16 protein-coding genes and 1 pseudogene are annotated in these 21350 nt (G+C 75.0%); 6 read left to right on the top strand and 11 right to left on the bottom strand.

Annotated elements, in window-relative coordinates; genetic code table 11:
- Positions 1-367 precede the first annotated feature (367 nt).
- Positions 368-1110: pseudogene (locus FXF50_RS27905) on the bottom strand (DedA family protein).
- 64 nt (positions 1111-1174) lie between these two features.
- Between FXF50_RS27905 and FXF50_RS27900 the strand changes: the two are divergent.
- Positions 1175-1867, top strand: a complete 693-nt coding sequence (locus tag FXF50_RS27900) for a carbon-nitrogen hydrolase family protein (protein WP_148431906.1) — start codon at positions 1175-1177, stop codon at positions 1865-1867.
- Between the two features lie 74 nt (positions 1868-1941).
- On the opposite strand, the gene FXF50_RS27895 is transcribed toward FXF50_RS27900, so the two are convergent.
- From FXF50_RS27895 to FXF50_RS27875, 5 genes are all read right to left on the bottom strand, one after another.
- Entirely contained in the window at positions 1942-3384 is a 1443-nt protein-coding gene (locus FXF50_RS27895; RefSeq protein WP_148431905.1) for a protein kinase, read from the bottom strand.
- Between the two features lie 133 nt (positions 3385-3517).
- Positions 3518-3721: a hypothetical protein gene (locus tag FXF50_RS27890; protein ID WP_107079831.1), complete on the bottom strand. Its 204-nt coding sequence runs from the start codon at positions 3719-3721 to the stop codon at positions 3518-3520.
- A gap of 2 nt (positions 3722-3723) precedes the next feature.
- Positions 3724-4773, bottom strand: a complete 1050-nt coding sequence (locus tag FXF50_RS27885; RefSeq protein ID WP_148431904.1) for a LacI family DNA-binding transcriptional regulator — start codon at positions 4771-4773, stop codon at positions 3724-3726.
- Positions 4774-4854: 81 nt separating this feature from the next.
- Positions 4855-5742, bottom strand: a complete 888-nt coding sequence (locus tag FXF50_RS27880; protein WP_148431903.1) for a helix-turn-helix transcriptional regulator — start codon at positions 5740-5742, stop codon at positions 4855-4857.
- 115 nt (positions 5743-5857) lie between these two features.
- The gene (locus FXF50_RS27875; protein ID WP_148431902.1) at positions 5858-6112 is read right to left on the bottom strand and encodes a DUF397 domain-containing protein; all 255 of its coding nucleotides are present in this window, start codon (positions 6110-6112) and stop codon (positions 5858-5860) included.
- 254 nt (positions 6113-6366) lie between these two features.
- Between FXF50_RS27875 and FXF50_RS27870 the strand changes: the two genes are divergently transcribed.
- Entirely contained in the window at positions 6367-7002 is a 636-nt protein-coding gene (locus FXF50_RS27870; RefSeq protein ID WP_148431901.1) for a GGDEF domain-containing protein, read from the top strand.
- 80 nt (positions 7003-7082) lie between these two features.
- Here the strand turns inward: FXF50_RS27870 and FXF50_RS27865 are convergent, their stop codons facing one another.
- A complete protein-coding gene (locus FXF50_RS27865; RefSeq protein ID WP_091309209.1) occupies positions 7083-7577 on the bottom strand; it encodes a type II toxin-antitoxin system PemK/MazF family toxin in 495 nt (164 codons plus the stop codon).
- 118 nt (positions 7578-7695) lie between these two features.
- Between FXF50_RS27865 and FXF50_RS27860 the strand changes: the two genes are divergently transcribed.
- The 4 genes from FXF50_RS27860 to FXF50_RS27845 all read left to right on the top strand — a co-directional run bounded on the left by FXF50_RS27860 (position 7696) and on the right by FXF50_RS27845 (position 11432).
- A complete protein-coding gene (locus FXF50_RS27860) occupies positions 7696-8712 on the top strand; it encodes a hypothetical protein (protein ID WP_148431900.1) in 1017 nt (338 codons plus the stop codon).
- Between the two features lie 108 nt (positions 8713-8820).
- Positions 8821-9450, top strand: coding sequence for a carboxymuconolactone decarboxylase family protein (locus tag FXF50_RS27855; protein WP_148431899.1), 630 nt, complete (start codon positions 8821-8823; stop codon positions 9448-9450).
- A 187-nt stretch (positions 9451-9637) separates the two neighbouring features.
- Positions 9638-10156, top strand: coding sequence for an NUDIX hydrolase (locus FXF50_RS27850; protein ID WP_148431898.1), 519 nt, complete (start codon positions 9638-9640; stop codon positions 10154-10156).
- A 40-nt stretch (positions 10157-10196) separates the two neighbouring features.
- Positions 10197-11432 carry a hypothetical protein gene (locus tag FXF50_RS27845; protein WP_148431897.1) on the top strand — a complete coding sequence of 412 codons (1236 nt, stop codon included), beginning with the start codon at positions 10197-10199 and terminating at the stop codon, positions 11430-11432.
- 40 nt (positions 11433-11472) lie between these two features.
- On the opposite strand, the gene FXF50_RS27840 is transcribed toward FXF50_RS27845, so the two are convergent.
- Genes FXF50_RS27840 through FXF50_RS27825 form a run of 4 tightly spaced genes read right to left on the bottom strand, consistent with a single transcriptional unit; the run spans position 11473 to position 21346 of the window.
- Positions 11473-17028 (bottom strand): non-ribosomal peptide synthetase/MFS transporter, encoded by a 5556-nt coding sequence (locus FXF50_RS27840; RefSeq protein WP_148431896.1) that lies wholly within the window; start codon positions 17026-17028, stop codon positions 11473-11475.
- Positions 17028-20147, bottom strand: coding sequence for a non-ribosomal peptide synthetase (locus FXF50_RS27835; protein WP_148431895.1), 3120 nt, complete (start codon positions 20145-20147; stop codon positions 17028-17030). The genes FXF50_RS27840 and FXF50_RS27835 overlap by 1 nt, the downstream gene beginning before the upstream one ends.
- Positions 20148-20202: 55 nt before the next feature.
- Positions 20203-20391, bottom strand: a complete 189-nt coding sequence (locus FXF50_RS27830) for an MbtH family NRPS accessory protein (RefSeq protein ID WP_148431894.1) — start codon at positions 20389-20391, stop codon at positions 20203-20205.
- A gap of 1 nt (position 20392) precedes the next feature.
- Positions 20393-21346 (bottom strand): TauD/TfdA family dioxygenase, encoded by a 954-nt coding sequence (locus tag FXF50_RS27825; protein WP_148431893.1) that lies wholly within the window; start codon positions 21344-21346, stop codon positions 20393-20395.
- Positions 21347-21350: the final 4 nt, after the last annotated feature.

Genomic DNA, 21350 nt, shown 5'->3' with positions numbered 1-21350 from the left:
GCACCGTCAGGCGCTCAAAGAAAGTCTTGGGGGGATCATCCGGCGTGCGGGGCGGAGCCTCTTCGTCGCGCCGGGACCATGTACAACGACCGCCGGCCCACCATCATTCCGGGCCCGGGACACCCGCGTCGGCGGGCCATCCTCCTCGGTCGTTCACGGGGATACAACGACGCCCACCCGTCGGCCATTCCGCCGCCAGAGTGCCGCCGACCACCGGCGAACCGGACATCCGGCCCAGGTTGACACCCGTCGGTGGAACGCCATGGGCGTATCCCGGCGCCGGAGACAGCCATGGCGTTCCACTCAGGCCCGAGGTGGGGGCCCGAAACGGGACATTCACCTCAGGGTTCAGGCTGGGTGGGGCGGGTCAATGGTCGTCGGACTCCTCGGGGACCCACCAGCCGCCGCGGTACAGGGTGCCGCGGGGCGGCTCGGCCGGGGCGGAACGCGCGCGGCGTACGCGGCTCACCACGAACCAGCCGACCGCGCCCACGCAGACCACGATGACCACGTTCTGGAGCGTCCCGACGTACGACTCGACGACGTGCCAGTTCTCGCCGAGCAGGTAGCCGGCGAGCACGAAGGCGCTGTTCCAGATGAGGCTGCCCAGCGAGGTGTAGAGCAGGAAGACCGGTACGGGCATCCGTTCCACTCCGGCCGGGATGGAGATGAGACTGCGGAAGATCGGAATCATCCGCCGAAGAACACGGCCTTGACGCCGTGCCGGAGGAACCACGCCTCGGTGCGGTCGACGTCCGCCAGCTTGACCAGCGGCAACCGGCCCGCGAGGGCGCGCATCCGGTCCCGGCCGAGGGCCGCGCCGACGTAGTAGAGGGCCAGCGCGCCCAGCACCGACCCGAGGGTGGTCCACGCGATCGCCCCGGCCAGGCTCATCCGCCCCTGGCTGGCGGCGAACCCGGCCAGTGGCAGGATCACCTCGCTGGGGATGGGCGGGAAGAGGTTCTCCAGGGCGACCGCGAGACCGGCGCCCGGGCCGCCGAGCCGTTCGACCAGGCCGGTGACCCAGCCGACGGGGCCTTCGCCGGCCGGTTCCGCGGCTCGTGGGGCCGCGACGCGGGGACCGACGAGGAGCTGTGCGTTTCCGATCATCCGACAAGGTTACGAGGCGACCCGGCCGGCGACCACGGAAACCGGGGCGCACTACCCTGCGGGCATGCATACGCCCCTGCGTCTCGCGGTCGCCCAGCCGCTGTGCCGCTCGCACGACGTCGCCGGCAACGCCGAGCGGCACGCCGCCGCGGTCCGGGCCGCCGGGGCGCGGGTGGTGGTCTTCCCCGAGCTGTCGCTCACCGGGTACGAACTGGACGCCACGCCGCTGGCCCCCGCCGACGCCCGGCTCGCCCCGCTGGTGGCCGCCTGCGCCGACACCGGTGCGCTGGCGCTGGCGGGCGCGCCGGTGGCCGGGCGGCACATCGCGGTCCTCGCGGTGGACGGGGACGGCGCGCGGGTCGCGTACCGGAAGATGTGGCTGGGTGGCGCGGAGCCGCGGCACTTCCGGCCCGGCCCGGAGCCGGCGGTGCTCGAGGTGGACGGTTGGCGGCTGGGCCTCGCGGTCTGCCGGGACACCGGCGTCCCGGCGCACGCCGGGGCGACCGTGGCCCGGGGCGCGGACGCCTACCTGGCCGGTGTGCTGGAGTCGGACGACGACGCGGCGGTCCCCGAGGAACGCGCGCGCCGGATCGCCATCGCCCACGGGGTGTGGGTGGCGGTGGCGAGCTTCGCGGGGGCCACCGGCGGTGGCTACGCGCGGGCGGCCGGCGGTTCCGGCGTCTGGTCGCCGGCCGGGCTCGCGGTCGTCCGGGCCGGGACGGCCGTCGGGGAGGTCGTCACGGCGACCCTCCACTGAGGGGGCAGCCGACGTCGGACCCCCGGGGGTGGTCCGGACGGGCGACCCGGTGCGGCTGGCCTGAGCCGGCGGGCTCAGCCCTCGTCGCGGCCGCCCCCGCGCAGCCCCGCGTACGCGTCGAGCAGGTCCTTGAGGGCGCCGGCGGTGGCCTCGTCGAGCTTGCCGTCGTCGGCCAGGTCGCCGATCCGCTCGCGCAGGTCCTCGACCCGCTTGGCGCGGTCCCTGGGCTTGCCGCGGTCCAGCTCGGCGGCCTTCTCGCGCAGGTCGTTCGCGGTCTTGCGGTCGATGCGCCCGTCCGCCGCGGCCTGGTCGACCACGTCGGCGAACTGCGCGGCGAGCTGGCGCAGGGTGACGGGCGCCGGCAGGGTGCTGGCCGGGCCGGAGGTGGCCGGCTCGGACGGCGTCGACGGGGCCGGTTCCTCGGCCGGCGCCGTGCCGGTGGACGGGCCGGCGACCGGCCCGGTGGCCGCCGGGTTGTCGGGGTTGTCGCCGAGCAGCAGCGTGCCGACCAGGGCGAGCAGCAGCACCACCCCGGCGGCGACGAGCGCCCCGATGAGGCGGTTCGACCGGGTGGCCGGCCCCGCGGGCGGTGGTGGGACCGGGCGGGGAGCCCGCTCGATCAGCGTCGGCGGGTGTTCGGGGCGGGACACCGTGGGCAGGATCGCGGTCGGCGGGTCGGCCGGTTGGCCGGCGCCGAGCCGGGTGGCGAGCTGGGCGGCGGTGGGCCGCCGCGCCGGGTCCATGGCCAGGCAGGCCATGGTGAGGTCGGCGATGTCGGCGGGCAGCCCGGGGACGCGCAGCGGCGGCACCGGGGGCCGGTGGGCCTGGACGTCGAGCACGTCGTCCCAGGTCTGCACGGGCAGCGGGGCGCGCCCGGTGAGGGTGCGGTAGAGCAGGGCGCCGAGGGCGTACACGTCGCTGGCCGGGTTGGCCGGGCCGGGGGTCATCCGCTCCGGCGCGAAGTAGGCCGGGGTGCCCATGAGCAGCTCACCGGTCTGCCCCGCGAGGGGGTGGCGCGGACCGGCCAGCGTGGCGATGCCGAAGTCGAGCACCTTCGCCCCGGTCTCGGTGAGCATCACGTTGCCGGGCTTGATGTCGCGGTGCACCACGCCGATCCGGTGCGCGGCGGCGAGGGCGGCGGCGATCTGCCCGGCCAGCCGGACGGCCTCCGGCCAGGCGAGCGGCCCGCCGGTCAGCCGGTCGGCGAGGGTGCGCCCCTCGACCAGCTCCATGACGAGGTAGGGCGCCACCGAGCCGTCGGGCAGGGTGGCCTCGCCGTAGTCGTACACCTGGGTCACGTGCGGGTGGGTGAGCCGCGCCGCCGCGCGGGCCTCGCGCTGGATGGTGGCGCGCAGCTGCGGGTCGGCGGCGAGCTGCGTGGCGAGGGCCTTGACCGCGACGGGGCGGTGCAGGACCTCGTCGTCGGCGCGCCACACCTCGGACATCCCGCCGAGCCCGATGCGCTCGCGCAGGACGTACCGATCGTGCAGCCGGAGCGAGGGCATGAACGGCGACATGGTGGTCCAGTGTGCCTGGCCGGTGGGGCGCCCCACCAACCCGGTGCCGGGTTCCGCGCCGATCGGGCTGTTCCGGGTCGAATGGGGTGCCGTCCGGGTGGCGCCGGCCACCCGGACGGGCCGCCGGCCGGGGTCAGGACTGGCAGGTGGGCACCCGGGCGGGGCGCGGCTCCATCCGGTCGGCGAGGCGGCGCAGCGCCGCCGCGGCGGCCAGCCGGGTGGGTGCCAGCCGCGGCTGCCGGGGCCGGTCGGGGCGGACCGGGGCGTCGGGGCGGGCGGAGTTCACGTGCCGGGTCACGGCGTCGACGGCGAGGACGAAGCCGGTGGAGTGTTCCATGGTCAACTCCTGGGGACGGGACCGGTGGAGGTCCGGACGACAAGTTCGGTGGGGAGCAGGAGCTGGCCGTCGGCCGGGTCGGCCGGCGGCTCCAGCAGCAGTGCGGCGGCGAGCCGGCCCTTTTCCTCGGCCGGCTGCCGGACGGTGGTCAGCCCCGCGGCGGCGGCCTCGGCCACGTCGTCGAAGCCGGTGACCGAGAGGCCGGAATCCGGGCCCGCCGCGTCGAGCACTCCGAGCGCCAGCACGTCGGAGCAGGCCAGCACGGCCGTGGGCGGGTCGTCGCCGGCCAGCGCCGGTGCGACGGCCGCGGCGGCGGCCGCCCGGCTGTTGCCGGTGGCGTTGAGCACGGTGATGCCCGACCACGGGACGCCGACGGCGGCGAACGCGTCGGCGAAGCCGGCGAGCCGGTCGCGGGTCGTGGGGTGGGGCGCCTCGCCGGGATCGTCCAGCCGCAGCGGGCCGGGTGGCGCGTCGGGCAGCACGGTGTCGCCGAGCAGGGCCACCCGCCGGTGCCCGAGGCCGGCGACGTGCGCGGCGACGGACCGGGCGGCGGCCCGCTCGTCGATGCCGACGAAGCGGTCGGCCGGGCCGGCGGCGCCGGGTGCGGTGGTGACGAGGGGCAGCCCGCGGTCGCGGATCGCGGCGAGCACGTGCTCCTCGTCGCCGACGCAGTAGACGCAGAAGCCGTCGACCGCGGCGTTGTCGACGGCGGCCCGGGCCCGGTCGCGGTCGCCGGTCAGCGGCACCAGCAGCAGGCTGGTGCCGTGCCGCTCGGCGGCCTGGCCGACGCCGGCCAGGAAGCGCACCGCGAACGGGTCGGTGAACGCGTAGGAGAGGTCGGAGGTGAACAGGACGCCGATCGCGCCCACGAAGCCGCGGCGCAGCGAGCGGGCGGTCGGGTCGGGGCCCGGGTAGCCGAGGCGGCGCGCGGCGTCGAGGATCTTCGCCCGCAGCGCGGCGGAGAGCTGGTCCGGCCGGCTGTAGGCGTTGGAGACGGTGCTGCGGGACACGCCCACCGCGTTCGCGACGTCCTGCAGGGTCGGCTTCGCCACCGGTCTGCCCTTCTGGATCGATTCAGTGCTGTATCGATTCAGAAGCTACTCCGCCGATCGGCGGGAGTCAACGGGAAACGGTCAGGCGGGGTAGAGCTCGTCCCGGATCCGGGCCAGCAGCTCGGGCGTGCGCTCCGGCGGCGCGGCCTCACCGCAGAGCCGGTCCATGGCCCCCGCGTAGTGGTCGAGGTCGTCGCGCCGGTCGAGGTAGACCGCACTGGTCAACTGCTCGATGTAGACGATGTCCGGCAGGTCCTGGTCGCCGAAGCGCAGAATGCTGAAGGCGCCACCCGCGGCGGCGTGCCCGCCGGCGTCGAACGGGACGATCTGGAGCCGGACGTGCGGCGCGGCGCTCGCCTCGATCAGCGCGTCCAACTGGCCGCGCATCACCTCGGGGCCACCCACGGGCCGGCGCAGGGCGGCCTCGTCGAGCACCGCCCAGAGCTGCGGCGGGTCGCTGCGGCGCAGCAGCTCCTGGCGTTCCATCCGCAGGCTCACCCGCCGCTCGACCTCCGCCGGCGGGGCGCCTCGGTGGCCCAGCAGGATCACCGCCCGGGCGTACGCGGGGGTCTGGAGCAGGCCCGGGACGAACTGCACCTCGTACGTGCGGATCAGCGCGGCGGCCGCCTCGAGCCCCAGGTAGGACTGGAACCAGCCGGGCAGCACGTCACCGTAGCGGTGCCACCAGCCGGGGCTGTTCGCGTCGCGGGCGAGCGTGAGCAGCGCGGCCCGCTCGTCGGGCGCGGTGACGCCGTAGAGGGTGAGCAGGTCCGCGACGTCGCGTTCCTTGAAACCGACCCGGCCGAGCTCCATCCGGCTGATCTTGGATTCGGAGGAGCGGATCTCCCAGCCGGCGCTCTCCCGGCTCACCCCAGCGCCCTCCCGGAGCCGGCGCAGCTGCGCCCCGAGCAGCATGCGCAGCACGGTGGGACCGCTGGTCGGGCCTCCCTCGACGGGCACCGTCGTCACCTGGCCGTCCTTCGCATGCCGACTGTCCTGACCGGACGCCCCAGCCCGGCCGAGGAGTAAGCATGTCATGGACCGACAGTGAGGTGAACTCCCCCGGACGGAGGATTCGGTCCCGTCAGCGGGACGGCGACCGGGCGATCAGGTGGTCGAAGTCGCCGTCGCGGGCGCCCAGCACGAATGCGGCGATCTCGTCGACCGTGTAGATGAGCGCCGGGCCCTCCGGGTGCCGGGAGTTGCGTACCGCGATGCCACCGCCGTCGGGAAGCTCGGCCAGCTCGACGCAGTTGCCGCTCGGGTTGCTGCGCCGGCTCTTGAGCCACCGCACCGGCGGCAGGTCACTGGTGGGTACGCCGTTCGACGGCTGCTGCATGGGGGCGTCCTTCACGGGAAGAGCCAGCCGATGCCGCGGGAAGAGGCGGTGGGTGGCGACGGGGTGCTGTCGACTGTAGACGGAGATGCACGTGCATCTGCTATTGCATCTGCAATGGACAGCGAGCATGATACTGCAACAGTGCGGTGTACCCGGACGTTCACGCTCGGTTACCCGGATCCGGTTGCGAGCAGGGCGAACATCCCGGCCGGCGCCGTCCGGCGCGGCCCGTGGACTGCGGTGAGGGAGGGCGCGTGCCGGATCCGATGACCGTCGCCTCCGGCATCTCCGCGGTCGGCGCCCTGGTCTCCGCCTGGCAACTGCGCCGCCGGGCCGTCCGCGCCGAGGCCGAGATCGAGCTGCTCCAGGCCGAACTGGCGGCCGAGCGGCACGCCGCCAGCCACGACCCGCTCACCGGGCTGCCCAACCGGCGCGCCTTCTTCCGGCTGGCCGCCACCCTGCTCACCGACGCCGCCGGCAAGCCGCTCGTGGCCATCGTGCTGGACCTCGACGACTTCAAGCAGGTCAACGACCGCTACGGGCACGCCGCGGGCGACCAGGTGCTGGTCAGCGTAGCGCAGCGGCTGGCCGCGTTCGCCGGGGACAACCTCGTCGCCCGGCTGGGCGGCGACGAGTTCGCCGGCCTGCTGGTCAGCCCGACGGTGGACCGGCGCTGGATCGAGCACGCCACCCGCCGGCTCTGCGAGGCGCTCGCCGCGCCGATCCCGCTGGGCGCCCGCAGCATCCGGGTGACCGCCTCGGTCGGGCTCGCCCCGGTGCACGGCCCGACCCAGCTCACCGACGCGCTGAGCCGGGCCGACGCGGCCATGTACCAGGCGAAGACCGTCGGCGCGGCCCGCGCGGCCCGCCAACTCGTCGCCGAGTGCTGAGCCGGCCGGCGGTCGGCCCGGCCGGCGGTCGGCCCGGCCGGCGACCGGCGTCGCGCCACGCGACCCGGCGGTCGGCCCGGTCAGCGCCAGCCGTAGCCCGCCCGCAGCGCCTGGCCCACCCGGTCGAACCGGCGCCGGTCCAGCACCGCGCCCTCGCGGCGGATGCTGTCCTCGCGCATGGTGAGCACCCGGTCCAGGCGGACCCAGCTCGGCCGCTGGTCCCGGTCCCACTCCCCCGGGCCCAGCGCCAGCCAGTGCCGCTGGCCGTCACGGTCGCTCTGGCTGGACAGCATCAGCCCGAACAGCGTGCGACTCTGCCGGCCCACCACCAGCACCGGACGGTCCTTGCCCTGGCGGGGGTCGTCCTCGTACGGCACCCAGGTCCAGACGATCTCCCCGGGGTCGGCCTGCCCGTCCAGCTCCGGCGCGTACGCCAGCTCGCGCCGCTGCAACGCGGTGACCTGACGGCGCCGGGCGACCTGGGCCGGAATCGGCCGGGCGGTACGGGTCGGCGCCGCCGCGCCCCCGGCGATCCGGCCGAGCCGGGACGCCACGTTCCTCAACAGACCTGCCACGGCGGGCAGCCTAATCCCGGCCCCGGCCGGGCGCGAGGCGGGGACCGCGGCGGCGCCCAATTGGGTTGTCCGACGGTGGCGCACGGGTGACCATGGTCGGCATGGTGGGGGATCCGGTGTGAGGACGCCGCTTCAGGGCGGGCTCCCGCCGATCGACGCGGTGGCCGGCGCCGTGGTGGAGATCGCCTGTGACGAGTCGGGATTCTCGGGCACCAATCTGCTCCGTTCAGCCGCCCCCGTGATCACGCACGCCAGCGTCGACCTGGGCGTGGACGAGGCCGTCGGGCTGATCACCGCGCTGCGCTCCGGGTTCCGGTTCGCACCGCACGAGCTCAAGTCCGGGCAGTTCCTCCGCGGCACGGGCGCGGCCGAGGCGCTGGAGTGGTTCCTGGGGGCGCTGCGGGGCCGCGCGTCCGTCCACCTGGTCGACAAGGAGTTCTTCCTCGTCACCCGGATCGTCGACCTGCTGCTGGCCGAGCCGTCGTACGCGGCCGGCACCCGCCTGGCGCAGGATCACCGTCCGGCCGCTCTCGCCCTGTACCGGGCCGGGCGCTCGGCCGGCAGCGACTGGGGCGCCTTCCTGGCGGCCTTCGTCGACCTGGTCCGGACCAAACGCCGGCATCCGGATCACCGGACCGTGCAACGGTTCTTCGAGGCCCGGGACGCGCTGGCACGCACCGGCCTGGGCAGCGCGGCCGCAGCCGTCCTCGACGGGCTCAGCCCGACCCGCGTGTGGTCCGTGGTGACCAGGCTCGACCACGACGACCGGTCGATCCCGCCACCGTTGGAACCGCTGCTGCCGGCGCTGGCGGAGACGGTCCTGTCGTGGAGCGGCGGACAGCGGCAGGTGCTGGTGGTCCACGACGAGCAGAGCGCGCTCACGGCCGACCGGTTGACCCGCCTCCAGCGGGCGCTGGCCGACCACGGCACACCACCGGCGGCCGACACGGTCGGGGCGTTGCCGGCCGGCGTGTCGCCCCTGGCCGGGCTCGTGATGGTCGACTCGCGCGACGATCCGCGGGTCCAGGTCGCCGACCTCCTCGCGGGGGTGGCCCGGAGGTCGCCGGCGATCACGGACGACGCGCTGCTCCAGCCGCTGCTGTCCCCGACATCGCTGCACGACCCCGAAGGGTGACGCCGGGAGGACATCCGGGTCCCGGCCGACAGCGAGGAGAAACAAGGCGACACCCGAGCTGTCGTCTATCGGTCTTCGGACGGTCGCCGGGTGCCGCACAGTGGCGCCATGAACCCTCCGGCCGCGTTCCTCGCCGATCCGCCGCGGAGCCCGGCGGTGACTGCCGCCTACGAGGGCGACCTCACCTCCGACGGCTACGTCAACAACCTCACCCGGGTCTGGTGCTGGCGTCCGGATGTGCTGGCGTCCTTCCAGGCCCTGCGTGCCGACCTCCTGGCCGGATCGGGCCTGTCGCCGCGGGAGGTGGCCGTGCTGGTCGCCGCCACCGCCGCGGCCCGCGGCGACGCCTACTGCGCGCTGGCCTGGGGTGCCCGGCTGGCCGACCTCAGTGACGAGGCGACCGCGGCACAGGTGCTGCGCGGCGTCGACGGTGACCTGTCCGAGCGGGAGAACGCGCTGGCCGCCTGGTCCCGTCAGGTCGTCCGGGATCCGAATGCCGCGACCGAGGCCCACGTGGAGCGCCTGCGCGACGCGGGTCTCGGTGACCAGGAGATCTTCGAGGCGACCACCCTGATCGCGTTCCGGCTGGCGTTCTCCACCGTCAACGACGCGCTGGGAGCACGCCCGGATCCGCAGCTCGCCGAGAAGGCGCCCCGGCTCGTCCGCGAGGCCGTCACCTTCGGCCGCCAGGTCCAGGCGCACACGGCCCCGGCCCACACCGACAGCGGCGCCGTCTGACGCGCGCGCCGGCGCCCACCTCGACCGGGGTGTCGGGCGTCCCGCCGTGGTATGCCCGGATCGCCGCGATGATCTCGGGCGGATAGCCTGGACGGGCCTCGTGGTAGGCGCCGGGCACCTCGCCGAAGAGCTGCGAGCCGTCCTCGCGGGGCCGGCCGGTCGTCGCCGCCCCGTCGGGAGGAGTGCCGTGGATCCGGAGCTACCCCGCGACCTGCCCCTGTTCGAGCGAACGGCCGTCCGGCTGGTGGTGCTGGACGCCGCCGACCGGGTGCTGCTGTTCCACACCCGCGACCCGGACCATCCCGTGCTGGGCACCTGGTGGGAGCTGCCCGGCGGCGGGCTCGACCCCGGGGAGACCTACCTGGAGGCGGCGGTGCGGGAGCTGCGCGAGGAGACCGGCATCGTGGTCGCGCCGGCCCAGGTGGGCGCGCCGACCTGGCGGCGGCGGGCCAGTTTCCGGCACCGGCAGCGGCGGCACCTCCAGGACGAGGTGGTGGTGACGGTGCGGCTGCCCGGCCCGGGCCCGGACGTGGACGAGGCGGACCGGCTGGACTACGAGGTGGAGGACTACTTCGGGTTCCGCTGGTGGCCGGTGGCGGACGTGGTCGCCGACCGGCCGCGCTGCTACCCGGGGCGGCTGCCGGAGCTGCTGCCGGCGTTCCTGGCCGGCGAGGAGATCGACGAACCGTTCGAGTTGTGGTCGTGACCGGCGTGCCGGACGCGACGCCGACCGGCACAGTGGAGCGGTGAATCCTCTCCACGCACCCCTGGCCCACTACGCCGAGCGGCTGCACCGCGCCGCCGGCGACGCCCACCACGTCGCCTCGCCGCTGGGCGCCTGGCTGCTGCTCGCGCTGACCGGCCCGGCCGCCACCGGCGAGGCTCGGGCCACCCTCACGGAGGCGCTCGGCACCGACGCGGACGACGCCGCCGCGGCGGCCCGCGCGCTGCTCGCCGAGCCGCACCCGCTCGTCGCCGCGGCCACCGCCCTGTGGGAGCGGACCCCGTTCGAGGAGCTGGCCGCCTGGCGGGCCGGCCTGCCCGACCGCACCGAGCGCGGCCCGCTGCCCGACCAGGCGACGCTGGACGCCTGGGCCCGGGAGCGCACCGGCGGCCTGATCGAGCGGTTCCCGCTCGCCGTCACCCCGGACACCCTGCTCATCCTGGCCAGCGCCCTGGCCACGCGGGTGTCGTGGGCGGACCCGTTCCAGGTGGCGCCGGCCGCCGAACTGGGGGCCGGCAGCGCGTGGGCGGGCCGGCTGCGGCGGGTGCTGCGGACCCCGCCGTGGGGGCACCGCTGCTGGGTGGCGGCCACCGAGCGGGCCGGCGACGTGGCCGTGCACGCCGCGCCGGCCCGGCCGGCGGACGGCGGGGCCGGGATGCTGGTGGTGTCGGTGGCCGCCGCGCCGGACGTGCCGGCCGCGGACGTGTTGGCCGCAGCCCAGGAGGTGGCCGCGGCGGCCGCCACGGCTCCGGACGGGGTCGAGCCGGGCCGGCGTTCGCTGTTCGACCTGCCGCTGGGTGAGACGCCGCTGTGGACGCTGCGGGAGGAGCCGACCCGGACGTTCGCCGCGGACGGCCGGGAGGAGCGGGCCGGGGCGGTGCTGCCCTGCTGGTCGGCGGAGAGCCGGCACGACCTGACCCCGGCCGGGTTCGGCTTCGACGGGGCGGCGCGGGCGCTGGGCGCGCTGCTCGGGCTGGCGGAGCCGCCGTACGAGGCGGTGCAGTCGGCGGTGGCCCGGTTCGGGCGGTACGGCTTCGAGGCCGCCGCGGTGACCGCGTTCGCCGTGCGGGCCGCGTTGCCGCCGGAGGGGGTCGCCCGCGTCGCGGACCTGCGGTTCGGGCACCCGTACGCGGTGGTGGCGGTGGCCACCGACGAGGCGGGTGGGCCGTGGCACGGGCTGCCGGTCTACTCGGCCTGGGTGGCCGAGCCGGCGGAACTGCCCGAGGACGAGGTGGCGGACCCGCCGGAGCAGTGGTGAGCGCGGGGGCCTCCGGTTGCCGCCGGAGGCCCCCGTCGGCCTAGACGGCCACCGTCTCCGGTTCGGCGGCCGCCTCGCGCTTCGCGGCGAGCCGCCGTTCCCGCTCCTGCGCGCCGATCAGGTCGTCGGGCAGGGAGTCCTCGACCTCCAGGTCGAAGCGGCGCAGCAGCCGGATCGCGAAGCCGCCGAGGGTGATCAGGATCAGGATCACCCCGAAGCAGACGTACGCGAAGCCGATGCCGCGGCCCGGCCCGGTGCCGATCACCGCGCCCACCGAACCGGCCAGCGCCCCGCCCGGGGCGAGCATCGGCTCGAACAGGGCGGTGGCGCCCGGCGCGAGCAGCGCGAACCCGATGGGCAGCGTGGACCAGGCGATGGTCTGGTTGAGGCTGAACACCCGGCCGTGGAAGCGCTGCGGCACCTTGACCTGGACGATGGTCGCGTAGATCGACTGCGCGGTGGTCATGGCCATGGCCAGCCAGCAGAAGCCCACGCAGATCATCGCCAGCGAGGCGTCCAGGCCGATGAGCACGCAGCCGACCGCGGTGCCGAGGTTGCCGATGAGCACGGCGATCATCCGCCGCTTGCGCGGGCCGCCCCAGAGCGACATGAGCACGCCGCCGGCGACCGCGCCGATCGCCTCGGCCAGCGCCACCTGGGCCACCTGGGTCGGGCTGCCGAAGGAGAGCACCAGCGGGGTGGCGAGCACCAGCGCGGGGGCGAGGAAGATGTTGCCCAGCGCGAAGTAGCCGAGCATCAGCCGGAAGCCGCGGTGCTGCCAGGAGTAGCGCAGGCCGTTGGCGATGGCCACCAGCAGCCGTTCCCGGGGCCGCCAGCCGAGCAGGTCGGGGAAGCGGACCACGGCCAGGGTGAGCACCGCCACGACGTAGCTGGCCACGTCGATGAGCAGGATGCCCTTCAGCTCGATGGCGGCGAGCAGGCCGGCCGCGAAGACCGGCATGAGCAGGGTGGCCACACCGGTGGAGAGCTGCGTGATGCCCATGGCGTGGCCGAGGTAGCGCTTCGGCACGAGCTGCGGCACCGCCGACTGGAACGCGATCCGCTGGAACGACCCGGCGACCGAACTGAGCGCCACCAGCAGGTAGATGTGCCAGAGCACCAGGTTGTCGGTCCACAGCAGGGTGGCGAGGACCAGCTGGATGGAGCCGGCGACGGAACTGGCCAGCATCATGATCCGGCGCCGGCTGACCCGGTCCACGATGGCGCCGGCCACCGGGAGCATCAGCACGCCGCAGATGAGCGCGAGCGCCCAGAGCAGGCCGAGGTCGGCCACCGACCCGGTGCGGTTGAACAGCCAGATCGGCAGGGCGAACGCGGTCAGCGCCGACCCGGTGCTGGAGACGAGCTGCCCCACGGTGATCGCCAGGAAGCGGGCCATGCTGGGCTTGACCGTCGGGGCGGCCGGCCGCTCCCCGGCGCCGACCTGGAACCGGTCGAGCACCGCCCAGCCGGCGTCCTCGCCCCGGGCCTGCGGGCCGAGGTCCGCGACGTCCCCGGCGACCACCGCCGGGTGCACCCGGGTGACGGTCTCGGCCAGTTCCTCGGCGCGGTACTTCAGGAAGAAGTGCCCGGCCTGGTCGAGGACGACCAGCCCGAGGGTGTCGCTGAGGAACTGCCACTCGGCGTACCGCTCGCGGTAGTAGTCGGTGACCGGGTCCTCGGAGCCGACCACGGAGATGATCGGTGCGCGCAGCTTCGTGGCCCGCTGGTCGAGCAGCCGGGTGAAGTACTCCTCCGAGGCGCGGGAGTCGGCCCGCATGTTGCTGATGATCCGGTCGGCCTGCTCCGGGTCCAGCTCGTCGGTGTCCACGCCCATCGACTTGAGCCAGCTGGCGTAGTGCTTGTTGCTGCGCAGCTGTTCGAGCCGGTTGCGGGCGGCCGCGAAGAAGCCCTTGGGGCGGGCGAACGGGAACATCGCGCCGATGTAGACGGCGTCGAGGTCCCGCCCGGCCGCCTCGACCTTGCGGGCCACCTCGGTGACGATGGCGCTGCCCACGCCGCAGTGGCCGTAGAGGGCCAGCGGGCCCTCGACCCGTTCCAGGATCTCGTCGGCCACCCGGGTGGTCAGCTCGTCGAAGGGCAGCGCGTCCTCGCTGAGGCCGACGTCGTGGCCGGGGATGGCGAGGGACCACAGCGCGTGCCCGGCCGGCAGGGCGTCGGCGAGGGGCTGGTAGACGATGGCGCTGCCGCCGCCGTACGGGACGCAGACGTAGCTGAGCACGCGCTGGGCGGCGGGGATCGGCTTGGTCAGCTCGTAGAGCAGCCGGCGCGGACCGGCCTCGGCGGCGTCGCCGGAGATGTACGCGGCCAGCTCGCGGATGGTCCGCTGCTGGAACAGGTCCATGACGCCGACGGCCCGGCCGCCCAGCTCCGCCTTGCGGATCTTCGCGACCACCTGGGTGGCGAGCATGGAGTGCCCGCCCAGGTCGAAGAAGTCGTCGTCGATGCCGAGCGTGTCGACGCCGAGCACCTCGGACCAGATGGCGGCGAGGGCCCGTTCGGTGTCGTCGCGCGGCTCGACCAGCGCCACCGACGCCTCGCGGGTGACCACCGGCGCGGGCAGCGCCCTGCGGTCGAGCTTGCCGTTCGGGGTCAGCGGCAGCGCGTCGAGGGTGACGAACGCGGCCGGCACCATGTATTCCGGCAGGGTCTCCTTGAGCGCGGCCTTCAGCGCCGCGTGCTCGGCCGGACCGACCAGGTACGCGGTGAGCCGCTTGTCGCCGGGGCTGTCCTCGCGGACGATCACCGCAGTCTCGATGACCCCGGGCTGCTCGCGCAGCGCGCTCTCGATCTCGCCCAGCTCGATGCGCAGGCCGCGCAGCTTGACCTGGTGGTCGATCCGGCCGAGGAACTCGATGACCCCGGTCCCGTCCGGCGCGACGACCCAGCGGGCCAGGTCACCGGTGCGGTAGAGCCGGGCGCCCGGCTCGCCGGAGAAGGCGTCGGGCACGAACTTGTCGGCGGTGAGCGCCGGCCGGCGGTGGTAGCCGCGGGCCAGGCCGACGCCGCCGATGTGCAGTTCCCCGGCGACGCCGACCGGGCACTGCGCGCCGGCCGGGTCGAGCACGTGCAGCCGCAGGTTGGCGATGGGCGCGCCGATCGGCACGCCGGTCACCTCGGCCAGCCGGGCCGGGTCGCAGTGCCAGGCCGTGACGTCGATGGCCGCCTCGGTGGGGCCGTACAGGTTGTGCAGGCCGCACCAGGGCAGCCGGGCCGTGAAGTCGACCGCGGAGGCCAGCGGCAGCTCCTCGCCGGAGCAGATCACCCGGCGCAGCGCGGTGGCCGCCTCCACGCCCTCCTCGGCGAGGAACACGGTGAGCATGGACGGCACGAAGTGGGCCGTGGTGATCCGCTCGGCGACCAGCAGGTCGCGCAGGTAGCCGGCGTCCTTGTGGCCGCCGGGCTTCGCGAGCACCAGCCGGGCGCCGGTGCGCAGCGGCCAGAAGAACTCCCAGACCGACACGTCGAAGCTGGCCGGGGTCTTCTGGAGCACCGCGTCGTCGGCGCCGAGGCCGTACGTCTTCTGCATCCAGTCGAGCCGGTTCACGATGCCCCGGTGGGTGTTCGGCACGCCCTTGGGCCGGCCCGTCGAGCCGGAGGTGTAGATGACGTACGCCAGGTGTTCCGGGCCGGCGGTGGGCGCCGGGTCGGTGGCCGGCTGGTCGGCCCAGACGGTGGCGTCGTCGAGGGCGAGCACGGTGGCGGCGGTGGCCGGCAGCACGTCACGCAGGTGCTCCTGGACCAGCACCACGGGCGCGTCCGCGTCGGTGACCATGAAGGCGAGCCGGTCCGCCGGGTACTCCGGGTCCAGCGGCAGGTAGGCGCCGCCGGCCTTGAGCACGCCGAGCAGGCCGGCGACCAGCTCGACCGAGCGTTCCGCGCAGACACCGACGAGGGTCTCCGGACCGACGCCGGCGGCGCGCAGCCGGTGCGCGATCCGGTTGGCCGCGACGTTCAGCTCGGCGTACGTGAGGCTGCGTCCGTCGATGGTGACGGCCACGGCGTCCGGGGTGGCGGCGGCGCGCTCCTCGATGGGGCCGTGCAGCGTCTGGTCGCGCGGGAAGTCCCCGGCCGTGTCGTTCCACCCGCCCAGCAGCGCCCGCTCGTCGGCGGGGAGCACGTCCAGCCGGGAGACCGGGGTGTCCGGCGCGGCCACGACGGCGGCCAGCAGGGTGGTCCACCGCCGGGCCATCCGCTGGACGGTGTCGCGGGTGAACAGGTCGGTGTTGAAGACCAGCTTGCCCCAGAGCCCGTCGACGGTCTCCACGGCGTGCAGCTCGAAGTCGAACCGGGTGGCCCGCAGCTCCATGGGGGTCCACTCGAAGCTGACCTCGTCGCTGCGGGACACCGCGCGGAACCGGCCCATCTCGTAGTTCTGGAGCACGAACATGGTCTGGAACACCGGGGAGCGGCTCACGTCGCGGGGCAGCCCCAGCTCGTGCACCACCTTGGCGAACGGCACCTCGGCGTGCTCGAAGCCGTCCAGCACGCTGCGCCGGGTGCGTTCCAGCAGCTCGGCGAAGGTGGGGTCGCCGGCAAGCTCGGCGCGCAGCGGCAGCATGTTGATGAACATGCCGACGACGTTCTCCAGCTCCGGCGCGGACCGGCCGGCCACCGAGGCGCCGACGGCGAAGTCGTCCTGGCCGGCGTGCCGGGCCAGCAGCACCTGGTACGCGGCGAGCAGCGTCATGAACAGGGTGCCGCCGGTGGCCCGGGTGAGCGCGTTGAGCGCCTCGGTCTCCGCCGGGTCGAGCTGGAACTCGACGAAGTCGCCCCGGTAGGTCTGGGTGGCCGGGCGGGGCCGGTCCAGCGGGAGTTCGAGGGGGGTGATGCCGGCGAGGCGCTGCTTCCAGTAGTCGACGTGCGCCCGGGCCTGCGGGCCGTCCAGCTCCGCGGCCTCCCAGACGGCGAAGTCGCCGTACTGGATGGGCAGGGCGGGCGGCTCGCCGCCCCGGTAGAGGGTGATGAGGTCGCGCAGCAGCACGTCCACCGACCAGCCGTCGCCGACGATGTGGTGCTGGCCGAGGAAGAGGATGTGGTCGTCGACGTTCATCCGGTCCGGAGTGCCGTCTTGCGGCGCGGAGGCCGGATTATCGTCGCAGGCGGACAGCCGGATCAGCAGGGACCGCAGCAGCGGCCCGTCGGCCAGGTCGAACGGTTCGGCGGCGGCCGCGTCCACGAGCGCCTGCGCGCCCGCCTCGTCCGGCGCGTCCACGATGGTCAGCGGCACCTCGACGGACTCCTCCACCACCACGGTGGGGCGGCCGTCGGCGTCGGCCGGGAAACGGGTGCGCTGCGACTCGTGCCGGGCGCTGAGCGCGGCCAGGGCCGCGCGCAGCGCCTCGACGTCGAGCGGGCCGCGCACCCGCAGCGGCACCGCGATGTGGTACGCCGCCTCGCCCGGGGCGAGCTGGTCCATGAACCAGACCCGCTCCTGGGCATACGACAGCGGCACCTCGGCGCCGGCGGGCCGGGGGGTGATCCGGGCCGCGGGGGCGGCCTGGCGGGCGCGCAACCGCTTGGCGATCAGCGCCTGCCGGGCCGCCTCGCGGGCCGGGTCCTTCAGGTCGGTCATCAGCTGCTTTCCTCTTCCGCCGCGAGCAGCGCGGCGACCTCGCTGTCGGAGAGCCCGTCGAGTTCCGCGGCGATCCGCTGCTCGATCTGGGCGGCCAGGTCCGCGACCACGGGGCTGCTGAACAGCGCCCGCATGGGCAGGTCGACGTCCACCTCGGCGCGGATCCGGGCCATGGCCCGCATGCCGCGCAGCGAGTTGCCGCCGAGGGTGAAGAAGTCGTCCAGGGCGCCGACCTTCTCCACCTGGAGGATCTCGGCGTACACCTCGGCGACCAGGGACTCGGCCTCGGTGCGCGGCGCCACGTAGGCGTCCTCGGCCGGTGCGGCGGCGGCCGGTGCGGGCAGCGCGGCCCGGTCCAGCTTGCCGTTCGGCGTCAGCGGCAGCGCGTCGAGCCGGACCAGGGCCGCCGGCACCAGGTGCGCGGGCAGCTCCCGGGCCAGTTCGGCGCGGACCGAGTCCTCGTGGGCGGGGCCGACCAGGTAGCCGACCAGGGTCGGCTCGGCGCCGTCGGTGCGCACCGCCGCGGCGGCCGCCCGGACGTCCGGGTGGGCCAGCAGGGCCGCCTCGATCTCGCCCAGCTCGATCCGCATGCCGCGCACCTTGACCTGGTCGTCCCGGCGGCCCAGGTAGTCCAGGCTGCCGTCGGGCCGCCAGCGGGCCAGGTCGCCGGTGGCGTACATCCGCGCGCCGGGCGGGCCGTACGGGCAGGGCAGGAAGCGCTCGGCGGTGAGGCCGGGACGGCGGTGGTAGCCGCGGGCGAGCTGCGCGCCGGTGACGTACAGCTCGCCGACCACGCCCGGCGGCACCGGCTGGAGGGCGGCGTCGAGCAGCAGCGCCCGGGTGTTCCAGGTGGGCGTGCCGATCGGCACCGGCCCCGGCGGGACGGGCTCGCCCGGGGCGATCCGGGCGGCGACGCAGCCCACGGCGGCCTCGGTCGGGCCGTACTCGTTGACCACCGCGACGTCGGGGTGGGCGGCCCGCCAGCCGGCGAGCTGCTCGCCGGTCAGCGCCTCGCCGCCGATCACGAGGTCGGCGGTGGGCGACAGCTCGGCGTCGAGCAGGGGCAGGTGGCTCGGGGTGACCTTGAGGAAGGCCGGCCGGCCACCGGCCCGGGCGGCCGGCTCGTCGATGGCGGCGAGCCGGACGGTGCCGCCGGCGGTGAGGGTGCCGAGCAGGCCGGTGACGGTGAGGTCGAAGGAGACCGGCGAGTGCAGCAGCGCGACGCCGGCCAGCCCCGGGTAGGTGTGCCGGGCCCAGGCCAGGTAGGCGGTCACCGCCCGGTGCTCCACCACCACACCCTTCGGGCGGCCGGTGGAGCCGGACGTGTAGAGCACGTACGCCGGGTGCTCGGGGCGCAGCGGGCTCCGCCGGTCGGCGTCGGTCAGGTCGCCGTCGGGCTGGTCCGCGCCGAGTTCCCCGTCGAGCACCAGCGCGTCGCCGGGCACCAGGGCGGCGGTGTCCGGGGTGGCCACCACCAGGGCCGGCGCGGCGTCCTCCAGCAGGTAGGTGATCCGCCCGGCCGGGTAGCCGGTGTCCACCGGCACGTACGCGGCGCCGGACTTCAGCACGGCGAGCATCGCCACCACCAGCTCGCAGGAGCGGGGCAGGGCGAGCGCGACCCGGGTCTCCGGGCCGGCGCCGCGGGACACCAGCAGCCGGGCCAGCCGGTTCGCGGCGGTGTTCAGCTCGGCGTACGTCAGCGGCACGCCGTCGCAGACCAGCGCCGTGGCGTCCGGGGTGGCCGCGGCCTGCCGCTGCACCTCGTCGACCACGGTGGCCGCCGGCACCTCGTGCGCGGTGTCGTTCCAGGCGCCCAGCACCAGGTCCCGCTCGGCGTCGGTGAGCAGCGGCAGCGCGGCGACGGTGCGCTCCGGGTCGGCCACGGCGGCGGTGAGCAGCGCGACGTACCGCCGCACCACCGTCTCGGCGGTGGCCCGGTCGAACAGCGCGGTCCGGTAGACCAGCCGGCACTTTCCCGCCGTGATGTCGAAGGCCAGGTCGTCCTTCGTGGTGCCCAGCTCGACCGGGTCGAGGCCGGAGTCCGGGATGTAGTTCAGGGCGGTCTGGAAGATCGGCTGCACCGACGGGTCGCGCTGCGGGTCGACCGCCTCGACGATCTTCTGGAACGGGGTCTGCCCGTGTTCCATGGCGTCGACCAGGCCGTCCCGGACGCGGCCGAGCAGCGCGGCGAAGGACGGGTCGCCGGAGACGTCGCAGCGCAGCGCCACCGGGTTGACGAACATGCCGATGAGCGGGGCCAGCTCGGGGGTGTCGCGGCCCGCCGTGGAGACGCCGACCACCACGTCGGTGTCGCCGGAGATCCGCGACAGCAGCGCCGCGAAGCCGGCCAGCAGCACCATGTACGGCGTGGCCGCGGCGCCGGCGGCCAGCCGGCCGATCCGGTCCAGCAGCCCGTCCGGCAGGTCGAAGCGCACCTCGTCACCGGCGAAGCCGAGCTGCGCGGGGCGGGGCCGGTCCAGCGGCAGGTTCGTCACCGGCGGCGCGCCGGCCAGGTGCCCGGTCCAGAAGGCGAGCTGCCGGTCCAGTTCCGCCCCGGCGAGCTGGTCGCGCTGCCAGACCGCGAAGTCGGCGTACTGGATGGGCAGCTCGGGCACGGCGGGCTCCGGGCCGGCCTGCGCGGCCGCGCAGAACGCGGCGAGTTCGGCGTGGAACAGCACCGCCGAGAGGCTGTCGAAGACGGCGTGGTGCACCACGAAGACCAGCGCCCAGGCGTCGTCGATGCGGACCAGCCGGGCCCGCCACAGCGGCGGCGTGTCCAGCGGGATCGGGGTGCGGGCCAGCTCGGCCCGGATCTCCTCGAACGCGGCCAGCCGCTCGGACTCGGGCAGGTGGCGCAGGTCGGTGGTGGGCAACGGGACCGGCTCGTGGGCGCGGACCACCTGCACCAGCGCGCCCTCGTCCTCCCGCAGGTGGGTGCGGAGCGCCTCGTGCCGGGCCACCACCCGGTTGACCACGTCGGTGGCCGTGTCGGCGTCGACGCCGGCCGGGAAGCGCCACGGGATGGACACGTTGAACACCGGCGAGCCGGCGTCGAGCTGGTTGGCCATCCACACCCGCTCCTGGGCGAAGGAGGCCGGGAAGGTCCACTCCTGGCTCATGGTTGCCGCCTTCCGTTCGCGACTGCGGGGCTCCGCTTCGCTGCACTCCTCGCGCTCACTGACTGGCCTCGCGTACGGAGCGGGGACGCATGTCGGTCCAGACCGTGTCGATGTGGGCCAGGCACTCCTCGCGGGTGCCGGCGAAGCCGGTGTCGTGCCAGCCCGCGGGGAGGTCCCGGTCGGCCGACCAGATCGAGTACTGCTCCTCGTCGTTGCGGACGACCAGGAATCGGGGTTCGGCCATCTCAGTTCGCTCCAGGGGTGTCGGGGGTGTGCGGCTCGGCCATCGCCACGGCGATCTTGCGGGGGCCGGTGAACGGCTCCCGGCCGTGCGCGGCGGTCATGTTGTCCACCACCAGCACGTCGTCACGCTGGTAGTCGAAGCGGACCGTGGCCGCCCGGTAGGCGGCGCGCAGGTGATCCATGACGTCGGCGGGGATCTCGCCGCCGTCGCCGTAGTAGGTGTTCGACGGCAGCCCGTCGGCGCCGAACATGGCCAGCAGCCCGTCCTGGTAGTCCGCCGGCAGGGTGCTCACGTGGAAGAAGGTGGCGTGGTTGAACCAGCGCGGGGTGTCCGAGCCGGGCCGGTGGTGCACCACGTCCCGCACTGCCCGGGTGCGCAGGCCGTCCTTGCCGACCCACTCCACGGTGATCCCGTTGGCCGCCGCGTACGCCTCGACCTCGGCCCGGTTCTCGGTGTTGAACACCTCCTGCCAGCGGGTGCCGAAGTCGCCGTGGAAGTTGCGCACCAGCATCCAGCGCCGGCGGACGAACTCCTCGCGCACCGCCGGGTCGATCAGCTCGTACACCCGGCGGACGTCGGCCAGCGGGGTGGCGCCCTGGGTCTCCGGCGCCGTGATGCAGTAGAAGAACAGGGTCAGCGGCCAGCGCGCCTGGTACGAGTTCTCGTTGTGCAGGAAGATCTCCTCGTCCGGCGGGTAGTCGGTCGAGGTGTACACCCGGCCCTTGATGGAGTGCCGGGGCGAGGAACGCTCGGTGTAGGTCAGCGGTTCGCCGGACAGGGCGCGGACCACCCCGTCGAAGCCGTCCACCCCGCCGACGTCGAAGCCGCGGAACAGCAGCCCGCCGTGCTCGACGAGGGTGGCGCGCAGTTCGGCGCGCCGGACCCCGATGAGGTCGGTCAGCGCCCGGCCGTCGTTCTCGACGACCACCGGAAGCGTGGCGATCGTGTCGCTCATGATG

Source organism: Micromonospora sp. AP08 (genome assembly GCF_008085935.1).
Classification (GTDB): Bacteria; Actinomycetota; Actinomycetes; order Mycobacteriales; family Micromonosporaceae; genus Micromonospora; species Micromonospora chersina.
Note: the sequence above shows the minus strand (reverse complement) of the source record. Positions and strands in the feature narration are given on the sequence as shown.